Here is an 8799-nt window from a genome sequence, read left to right as displayed (position 1 = left end):
GTTGATGCCCTACACAATTGGTTCGTCTTCTTTGTTCAGTTTTCAAAGGTCTATCTCGTCGCCTCATCGAAGCGACTAATTAACAATATCATATTTCTCAAATTCGTGTCAAGTGTTTTTTTGAAAAAAAGTTTTTTTGTTCTTTCTGAAACATTTGGCCCGTTCGAGAAGTACTCAACTATCATATCAACTTGTCTGTTTCTTGTCAACAAGTTTTTTATTTTTTTGTTTGCGTTTCTAGCGACTAGCGCTCTCTCAAACGACAAAAAATAGTTTACCAAGTATTCCTTCTTTTGTCAAAGACTTTTTTCTATTTTTTTGAAATTAATTTGATTTGGCCAAACAAAAGCCCGCTTGTAATGATAATAAAGCTTACCGCCAAGAGACTGGGGTGTTGGGTGAAAAGGGCTACTAGTAGAGTTAAAAGTGAAGCTGGAAGTGCTGCTAAGGTCACTAAAGTAAAGCAATCTTCAAAATTCATCAATTGGGGGAAATAAAGCCGGCGTCTTCGGTTGAGATAAGTAGCTGTTAAAAAGGCATAGGCAAATACGATAAAGACAAAGAAAATGTGGCGGAAAGCTAGCAAGGTCATAAAGCGACTTTGGGCTTGTTCTTTCTCTTGGTAAATTTCTAGGTCATCTAATAATTTATCCATACTTCGTGGAACTCTCCAATGACTAGGGTAAGCTCCCTGTCCCCCTTGGCCATCCTTTAACCGATAAAAATATTGGTCTGGTAAAAAAACAAAGTAAGCTTGGTCAGAGGCTTCGATTGCGCCTAAGTCTTCAGCGCTAGGAAAATAGTAGAGATGCAAGTCAGCAACTTGGTCTTGTCCGCTTTGATCAGTTTCTTCAAAATAACCAGCTGAAAAAGAATTAGCCGATAAAAGTGGCGACGTCTGACCAGTAAAATAGGGGTCAAGCTGGGCGAATTCTTGGCTCAAGTCTTGGTCCACTTTTCCCTGATAAGTATTGATAAAGGGCAGGCAAAGAATAATGGTAGCTAAAAGGAGCAAAAGAGATCCAGTGATAATGGACAAACGGTGGCGAATGGCTAAATACACTTTCGCCCAGTGACTGAGGGTGCTTTTGATTGCGCTCAACATTTGTTAGACCTCCTTGGAATTTGAGTTTTAGGAATAGGAATTCGTGCTATAATAGTAAAAAAATTAAAGGAGTCAGATCTATGCCAATCATCTCGATTATCGGAGCAGGGAATATGGGCGGCGCTATCGCTCGGGGCATCTCAGAAAATCCCCCCTTCCAAACGATGGAAGTTCGCCTTGCGGATCCTAATGCCGATACCCTAAAAAAATTTGCCAAGCTTCCTGCTATCACTTGCTTCACCGACAACCAAGAGGCGGTTGCCGGGGCTGACTATGTGATCTTAGCCCTTAAGCCAGCCTACATTGAGGGCGTTGTCCAAGAAGTCCAAGCCCAACTCGCTCCCTCTTCCCTCCTGGTCTCCATCGCCACTAGCCTGAGCCTTGAGCGAGCCAAGCAAATACTGGGAGCAGACCAGAAATTTGCCCGTGTTATGCCGAACACGCCTGCCCAGGTTGGTGCCGGAATGGCAGGTATTGTCGGCAACGACCGCCTAACAGCTGATGACCGAAATGGCCTTCTAGCTATCTTTTCCAGTTTAGGCCAAGCCCGTTTTGTGGGTGAAGACCTCTTAAACACAGTAACGGCATTATCTGGATCAGGGCCAGCTCTCATGTACATGATCCTTGAAGCCATGGCGGATGCTGCTGTTCTTACTGGAATGGCCCGGCAAGATGCCTATGATTTTGCTAGTCAAACCATGCTGGGAGCTGCCAAGATGGCTCAAGAAAGCCAAAACCATCCCGGTCAATTAAAGGACATGGTCTGTACGCCCGCAGGCACAACCATCGCTGAAGTCCAAGCCGCTGAAGCCTTGGGACTCCGCTCCACTATAATTGAAAGCTTTCTAGCTGGCCATGACAAGGCCAAAGAATTAGCCGGAGACTAGGCCTAAAGTAAAGAAGAAGCTGGGACAATGAGCCTAGCTTCTTTTTTCATCACGCTTCACCATGACTTATTCTTAAGGTAATTCGACTAGCTATGGCCTTCCGTTTCTTGGCGTTCGAGTTGACAGTCTTGGCATAGGCCATAAATTTCTAAACGATGGTTATTCACCTTAAAGCCTGTATAGGCAGCCGCATAGGACTCCAACTCATAGAGAATCGGATAATAGAGGTCGACAATCCGGCCGCAGTGTTCACAGATCACATGGTAATGGCGATCCAAATCAAAGTCGAAATGGCTAGCATCATCCCCATAATTCAATTCACGGACGAGGTGCATCCGGGTCAAGAGATTCAAATTATTATAGACGGTTGCTAGGCTCATGCTCTTAAAATGCGGCGACAGTTCATTGAAGATATCCTCTGCTGTCGGATGGTCCTTAGTCTCAATGAGGTATTTAATAATCGCTTCTCGCTGGGGCGTGATCCTCACTTTATGTTCGCGTAGGGCGGTAATGGTTTTGGCGTATTTACTTTCATTATCCATCACAGGGCGCGTCATCTTTTCTCCTCCTCTCACATTATAATAATTCCATTCTATATCAGTATACCTCTTATTAAAGGGAGGCGCTAGCCCTAGCCTTAAATTTTATTCTAAAAGGCGCAATAAGGCTTTACTATCTAACAAACAATGGTAAGCTTATAGGGAAGCAAGCTACAACAAATTATCTGCAAAGGAGACAAAAAGCAAAAATGAAATTGGGTGCCCGAACGATTAAGACTGGCATTGGTGTTATGGTGGCCATTATTATTTCGAGTCTTTTACCCCATATCGATCCAACTATGCCGGCCTTTACAGTCGTTTTAACCATGCAACAATCTGTTGGCAAAACTTGGGAATCAATGTCAAATCGTATTATCGCTGCTTTCATGGGGGGGCTCTGTGCCGTCATCATGACCACGCTCTTTGGCCGCAATGCGGGAATTATTGGTTTAACTGTTATTATCTTTATTGTCTTGATGAATTCGATGAAATTGTCCAATGCCATCTCTATTGCTGCGATGACAGTGGTTATTATCATGCTCTCCCCCTTTGATTCGGACCAGGAAATCATTCTCACCGCCAGCAAACGGGTGATTGAGAGTTTGCTTGGAGTTATTATCGCCTTTCTGGTCAATCTCTTCATCCTCCCGCCCAAATATGATGCGGTGGTCTACGATGAAATTAATACAACAAATACAGAGATCAGCATCCGCTTGAGAGCTATTCTTAGAAAAAATGGTGAGTATTCGACCTTGAATTCTGACCTCTCATGGGCAAGGCATAAGATCCGCCACATCCAAGAACTCTTTGAACTACTCAAAGAAGAAAGAGTCTGGAGGGGCAAAGGGATTACCGAATTCAAACGTAAATTGGTCATCCTTCGCAGCTTCATCCAAGCCCTCAACCATTCCACCCGCCTCCTCCGTTTGCTCCATGAACATACCAATGTGGTCTTTGAATTGCCGGATAGCTTACGTTTAGAGATTCGCGAGCGGATTGAAACCCTGTGTGCAGCCCACGAACAAATCTTTCTTAAGTTCGATGGGCGGATTTCTCCCACTGAAGTGAACTTCTTCCAGTCCACTTCCCAATACCGCCAACACCTAATAGACAACATGTTCAAAGCTGCTCGACTTTCAGAAGATGAGACGGATACTTCCCAGCTTGAACGATCGAATGCGATTATCTTGATTACCTCCGCAATTATTCGTTATGAGGAAAGTCTCATGCGACTCAATATGTTAGTCCGCAGCTACCATCTCCACCACGTTGATGACAAATTTCAAGCCGACAGCCTTAAAGGACTTGAAAAATAGTCGTCAACTAAAAATACCAACAAAAAGGCCTTGAAGTTAACTTTTCCAAACTTCAAGGCCTTTTTAATTTTATTTTGTTACTTGTTCAAATATCGTTGCGGCTAGAAAGGCTAGTTCTACTTCTTCTTGATAAGTTTCAAGTATTGCTTCGTCTGTAAAGAACTGTCCCTCACTAGCTCTTAGCTTCCAAGTTCCTTCTGGCAAAGAGACAAGCTGCTTGTACTTACTCGCATTATAGGCAACTAAGATTTGCCGGTCAGCGGCCTGGTAGACTGCTATGATGATTTGCGAATCCGCCCTTAAAATTTCTAAGTGGTCATAAATCGATGCAAAAGAAGTTAAGCGAAAAACCTCGTGCTTCTTGCGATAATCCAGCAAATCCTTAAGGTAAGTCACCGCTTCGGTCTCTTCATCGCGCTTGTCCCAATCCAAAGCATTAATCTCGACTGGTGCATTGTAGGTATTTCTCAGATTGAGTTTACTGCGCAGGAACTCCTGGCCGGAATGGAAGAAAGGGATCCCTTCCGTTAAAGCAATCAGCGTATTGGCCAGAAGTTGACGGCGACGGCGGAAACCAACTACTTCATGAGACCGGGTGATGGCCAACTTATCCCAGAGTGTCCAATTATCATGGACCGCACAATATTGAATGAGCTGTTGGGGAGAATGGAAGTGATAGTCCACCCCATTTAAAGTCTGACTCCCCTTCAAATTCTCAACAATTTGAAATTCCATGTGCTTTTTGTTAGAGATAAAGCCGGTATCCTGGCCCTCCTCAAAGTCATTCCCCCGCAAGGCATCGCGGAAGCGGTCATTGAAGAAAGAAATCCCCTCAAGCTGGCTAGCATTCTCCAAGCAGGCTTTATCCTGGTCCGCAAGGCAGTGACCCATATTCCACCCTTCGCCCAGAATAATAATATTCGGGCCCAGTTCGTCAGCTAATTGGCGAACAGCTTGCATGGTTTCCACATCAATCAGGCCCATCAAGTCGAAACGGAAACCATCCACATGGTACTCTTCTACCCAATAACGGATAGCATCCAAGAGATAACGACGCATCATCCGCCGCTCTGTGGCTAGCTCGCTTCCTACCCCTGACCCATTAGCGGGATGGCCCGATTCATGGAAGCGCAGATAGTAGTCCGGCACCGTAAGCATCAAGGGATGACTCTCTTCATCATAGACATGGTTAAAAACCACATCCATAATCACCCCTAGCCCCTTCTGGTGGAGGGCCTGGATCATTTGCCGAGTTTCCATAAGCCGGGTCACTGGGGTAAAAGGATCGCTAGCATAAGAGCCCTCCGGTAAGAAATAATTCTGGGGATCATAACCCCAGTTATAGTTGCGCCCACTCTCTCGCTCTTCATCAACCGTTGCAAAGTCAAAGAAAGGCATCAATTGGACATGGCTAATCCCTAGATCTGCCAAATAATCGAGTCCGGTTGCCAAGCCCTGGGCTGTTTTCGTTCCAGATTCGGCTAGTCCTAGATACTTACCAGGAAAGCGAACGCCAGAGGAAGGTGCAGCGGTTAAGTCGCGGATATTAGCTTCATATATTACCACTTCACTTGGGTCTATCTCTGGTCCCTGGTCCTCTTCCCAGCCCTCAGGATAAGCGCTAGTCGGATTAACAACTACCGAGCGCCCACTGTTCACCGTCGCAGCCTTGGCATAGGGATCTTGGGAATAAACACAGCTCCCATCTGGAAAATAAAGGCGGTAGCTGTAGGCCAGATTATGGCAATCCCCTGCTATACTCGCTTCATAAGTCCCCTTTTTTTGACGTTTCATCGGATAGGAATCGTACAATTCGCTATACAAGTCTTTAAATACAAGTAGATCTACTTGCTGAGCCAGGGGTGCCCAGAGCACAAAACGGGTGAAACGTTTATGGTAGACTGCCCCCAAAGCGCCACCGTAAGCATAGGTCTGGTCAAATTCTTCGCTTAGAGCATAGTCATGCATAGCCTCGCGAATCGTTTGAGGGGATTCAATCCCAGACAGGGCAAATAAGTCATCAAGCAATTCCATTCTATATCTCCTTTATCTGGCAAATGCAGGCTGCCAGTGCAAAGGCCTCCCACCTGCTTAGGCTTTAGAAGTTCCTAAGCTAATGAATCAACCTCATCAAAATTCACATCATCCTCATTATAACAATAATTCACCAGCCAGTGCATTAACTTTCGCTCATTAAGGCAGAGTGTGAGCAAAGGCGTTTAGAAAGGAATGACTGGAGGCAAAAGGGATAAGAACGGCTATCAGCCGGTCGTTCCCTTTTGCTGAAGTCACTTCCTTTCTGCCTTTGCGAACCCGACTAAACAAGGGTGTGAGAGGATGCGGGAGAAAGGGGCCTCTGGAGCAAAGCAACAGAGGAGACTGAAAGTCTTCGACGGCGCTTTGTGAAGAGGAGCCACTTCTGCGCGACCGAATCCAACTAAAAAAGCCTCCCCCTAAGGAAAGGCCTTTTGACTTTAATCCTCTACATTGTCTACTGAATCTTATTATTGGCTCTGTGCTCCCCAATTAGCATTTCCTTGGTTACCATTAGCATTGCCGTTCCCGTATTGCTGATTACCACCGGACCCTTGCCACTGGTTAGCCGGGTTATAGCTACCTTGGTTGCCATTCGCATTCCAATTGTTCTGCTGGTTATTTTGATTGTTTTGGTAATTTTGGTTGCCATTAGCGTTCCAATTGCCTTGCTGGCCTTGGGCTGGAGCAGCCTGGCTAGCTTGGGCACGCGATTGGCTAGCTGCTTGGGCTTCTGACTCTGCCCGTCTTGAAGACTCAGCCGCTGCTTCTGATTGGGCAGCCGCTTGGGCTTGTGCCTGGGCCTCCGCTTCCGCTTGGGCGCGTGCTTCCTCGTCTCTAACTTTGGCTTCGGCCTCTTTTAGTTGGTCGAGATCATCATTTTTGCCCTTGAAGCCGTGCTGGGCATCGATTGTCGTTTCGCTTAATTCCTTAGTCAGCAATTGACTCCATAAGTCTGCCCCCTGGTTGGTCAATTGCCCACCTTCAGAATAAAGGTCTTCCAAGTTTAAGCCATCAGCTGCTAATTGATCCTTGAAATCAGCCCACATATCGTAATAGTTATAGTTCAAATCATCGAGTATCTTAGCAATCTTATCCTTATAGGCATCACTATCTTCGTCATTATTCAAGCTAGGACTAATAACAAAAATCGGTAGGGCTTCAGGTTTGGCCAAACGTAGCTGGCGATAAATGCGTTCAATATTCGCTTTACTTCCCGCTTCATCGATCCCAGCCTGGGCCTCAGCCGCCAGGTTCAGGGGAACTAAGATAAGTTGACCCTGGCTATCGGCTACTTGTTGGGCATAGCCACTGGCTAAGAGATCTGCAGTTGACATGCCGCTGTAGTTTAACTTATTAACGGCAAGCTGGTCAAAACCTTTATCCTTGAGACCAGCAACTGCCGTTTCCAACCAATCGGCGGTTTGGTTGAGCGAATCCACAGCTAAGACGCCGACTTGGTCCGCTTCCCGGTTGACATAGGCCAAATATTTAGCTGCTGTTGTGTTCTCACGGTTCTGTTCAAAATCGGCTGCCGCCTGGTCTAACGAGCCTGACTGGCTAGCTGTCTGGTCTGTCTTTTGGTCTCCTTGATTATGTTCCTGGAAGAGTGCTGTTTCCTCGGCTAAACGCGCCTCTTCTCGCCGCTGGCCGATCACATAAGACCCGCCAATAATGATGAAACCGACAACCACTGTCGCTAGCATGGCTAGCAGGCTTTTCTTGTTGAATTCCCTCATAAATCTAACTCCTCGTTTATATTCTTTCCATTTATTGTAGCATAAAAATTTAGCTAATCGAACAGCAGACTCTCTTTAATAATTTCTAATTAAAAATTCTATTTTTAGCCAAGCTATGTTATACTATTTAAGAATAAGATTGAATACTGATGCAGAAAGCAGGTTTTTTGATGCGTAATCCTCAAGAAGGAGAATACATCGCAGTCAAAAGCTATAAACATGACGGCAGTTTGCATCGCACTTGGCATGATTGTATGGTGCTCAAGACCTCTGATCAGAGTATCATTGCTTGTAATGACCATACCCTTGTCAGTGAATCCGATGGTCGGCGCTGGGTAACACGCGAGCCCGCCCTTCTCTATTTTCATAAGAAGTACTGGTTCAATATTGTCACGATGATCCGCCAAAAAGGCACATCATATTATTGTAACCTGGCTTCCCCTTATATTATGGACAAGGACGGCCTTAAATACATTGACTATGATTTAGATATCAAAGTCTTTCCGAATGGCGATAAAAAGTTACTCGATGTAGATGAATACCTCGACCATGGTCGAAAGATGGCCTACCCTTACGATATTGACTATATCGTCACTTGCCATCTCTATGAATTGAACCGCTGGATTGAAGAAGGCAAAGGCCCCTTCTCTAAGGCCTATGTGGATTTGTGGTATGAACGTTATTGCCAGCTAAGCCAGCGCCAACAACAGCATAAGAAAAAGCGCCGCCAGCACTAGCTGTCGCCCTTTCGATTTGATTGTGAAGTATTCGAAAGTTCATAAAAAAGGCTGAGTTTTGAAACTCAGCCTTTTTGCTTTGCTTACACACTGAAGTCCACTTCTAACCGCGCGCCCTCGCCCCCTTAGTTGGGTTCGAGGATGCAGAAAGGGCTCCTCTTCACAAATGGGAACGACCGGCTGATAGCCGTTCTTATCCCTTTTGCCTCCCGTCATTCCTTTCTAAACGCCTTTGCTCACACCCTATAGTCGGGTTCAGGCTAGCAGAAATAGCTCCTCTTCACCAAAATCCGCCGAAGTCTTCCAGACTTCTCTGCTTTTGGCTCCAGAAGTCTATTTCTCACGCTAGCCTTCACACCCTGTTCTAGTCGGGTTCAACTTGGCAGGCTTGGAGTGATTTCACAAGTCAGAAACGAGCGAATGCTTCGCTCTTATTCTGACT

Annotated in this window: 7 protein-coding genes; 3 read left to right on the top strand and 4 right to left on the bottom strand. The window is 45.6% G+C overall.

Annotation, left to right across the window (positions count from 1 at the left end):
• Positions 1 to 310: 310 nt before the first annotated feature.
• Positions 311 to 1105, bottom strand: a complete 795-nt coding sequence (locus QP339_RS09590) for a hypothetical protein (RefSeq protein WP_284911322.1) — start codon at positions 1103 to 1105, stop codon at positions 311 to 313.
• Between the two features lie 80 nt (positions 1106 to 1185).
• Here QP339_RS09590 and proC point away from each other — a divergent pair, with 80 nt between their 5' ends.
• A complete protein-coding gene (proC, locus tag QP339_RS09585; protein WP_284911321.1) occupies positions 1186 to 1992 on the top strand; it encodes a pyrroline-5-carboxylate reductase in 807 nt (268 codons plus the stop codon).
• An 86-nt stretch (positions 1993 to 2078) separates the two neighbouring features.
• Here proC and QP339_RS09580 read toward each other — a convergent pair whose 3' ends face one another.
• A complete protein-coding gene (locus QP339_RS09580; RefSeq protein ID WP_210382774.1) occupies positions 2079 to 2534 on the bottom strand; it encodes a Fur family transcriptional regulator in 456 nt (151 codons plus the stop codon).
• A 206-nt stretch (positions 2535 to 2740) separates the two neighbouring features.
• Between QP339_RS09580 and QP339_RS09575 the strand changes: the two genes are divergently transcribed.
• Complete coding sequence (locus tag QP339_RS09575; protein ID WP_070486168.1) at positions 2741 to 3847, top strand: FUSC family protein; 1107 nt, start codon at positions 2741 to 2743, stop codon at positions 3845 to 3847.
• A gap of 69 nt (positions 3848 to 3916) precedes the next feature.
• On the opposite strand, the gene pulA is transcribed toward QP339_RS09575, so the two are convergent.
• Together pulA and QP339_RS09565 are read right to left on the bottom strand one after the other, a co-directional pair.
• Positions 3917 to 5881 carry a type I pullulanase gene (pulA, locus tag QP339_RS09570; protein WP_284911320.1) on the bottom strand — a complete coding sequence of 655 codons (1965 nt, stop codon included), beginning with the start codon at positions 5879 to 5881 and terminating at the stop codon, positions 3917 to 3919.
• A gap of 470 nt (positions 5882 to 6351) precedes the next feature.
• Complete coding sequence (locus tag QP339_RS09565) at positions 6352 to 7620, bottom strand: SGNH/GDSL hydrolase family protein (RefSeq protein WP_284911319.1); 1269 nt, start codon at positions 7618 to 7620, stop codon at positions 6352 to 6354.
• A 170-nt stretch (positions 7621 to 7790) separates the two neighbouring features.
• On the opposite strand from QP339_RS09565, the gene QP339_RS09560 reads away from it, so the two are divergent.
• Positions 7791 to 8357, top strand: a complete 567-nt coding sequence (locus tag QP339_RS09560; protein WP_067976595.1) for a DUF402 domain-containing protein — start codon at positions 7791 to 7793, stop codon at positions 8355 to 8357.
• Positions 8358 to 8799: the final 442 nt, after the last annotated feature.

The sequence above is a fragment of the Aerococcus sp. UMB7834 genome, from assembly GCF_030215145.1.
Taxonomy (GTDB): domain Bacteria; phylum Bacillota; class Bacilli; order Lactobacillales; family Aerococcaceae; genus Aerococcus.
The sequence above is the reverse complement of the archived record's forward strand: the minus strand, read 5'-3'. Positions and strand labels throughout refer to the sequence as shown.